Source organism: Cupriavidus sp. CP313, from assembly GCF_054072015.1.
In genome coordinates this window covers 1-693 of the sequence record NZ_JBSVZB010000094.1, presented here as the reverse complement: position 1 = coordinate 693, position 693 = coordinate 1, and the positions used below count along the sequence as shown (strand labels likewise).

Here is a 693-nt window from a genome sequence, read left to right as displayed (position 1 = left end):
CTAAATTACCGCTCGCCGCGGGAGTTCAGGCGTGCGATGGCCTTATCAACCTAAGGGTGTGACCGTGTCCGGGGACACGGGGGCAAATCCATCCGACATGATGGCCTCCTGAGCCACTAGGTGGAGCAGCCAGATTACGCCGCCCATGGCAGGCTAGCCGTGGGCGCCGATCGTAGGGGCGGTCATATCATCTACCTTGACACACGCCGAAAGGTCGTCAAGTAAGAGCTCAGGGCAAGCTAATGTCTTGCACTATGACCAACAGCGCTCCTGACACAGCCAACGCTGTTGTACATGCCACCCATAGCATCAAGTCGGCGTGAGGGATCTGATGCGATGGTTGATCAGGCAAAGACTTAAACCGGGCATGTAGTACGCCGCTGAGCGCAGCAGCGGATGCAATATGAAGTCCGCCTAGCAAGATCAACATCACGTTACCCTCCGTGATAGCGACACGCAGCAGTAGGACGGAGCAAGCCAATGTTGAACAGATGGTGCGCTGCCAGGCGAGGTTCGTGCGCTCTGGCTGGAGCCCAGGGTCGCGAATCATCGAGCCCATGTTGCCAGCACGCTTATCGTACTAACGATGCCGAGTGAACCAGCTAGTGTCCTGAGTCAGAAATTCGTAGACAAAATCGCTCGATGCTGGCGAGGATGTCATCGGCTGACTTCGACCATGCGAAGGGCTTGGGA

Annotated in this window: 1 protein-coding gene; it reads right to left on the bottom strand. The window is 56.9% G+C overall.

The window, feature by feature from the left end; all coding sequences use genetic code 11:
- Nucleotides 1-229 precede the first annotated feature (229 nt).
- On the bottom strand, nucleotides 230-550 hold the full coding sequence (locus ACW4E8_RS41040) for a DUF202 domain-containing protein (RefSeq protein WP_456809700.1): 321 nt from the start codon (nucleotides 548-550) through the stop codon (nucleotides 230-232).
- Between the last annotated feature and the right edge of the window lie 143 nt (nucleotides 551-693).

Coding starts and splice junctions, on each gene's coding strand:
- ACW4E8_RS41040 (WP_456809700.1), bottom strand. CDS start 550: ATGATTCGCGACCCTGGGCTCCAGCCAGAGCGCACGAACCTCGCCTGG.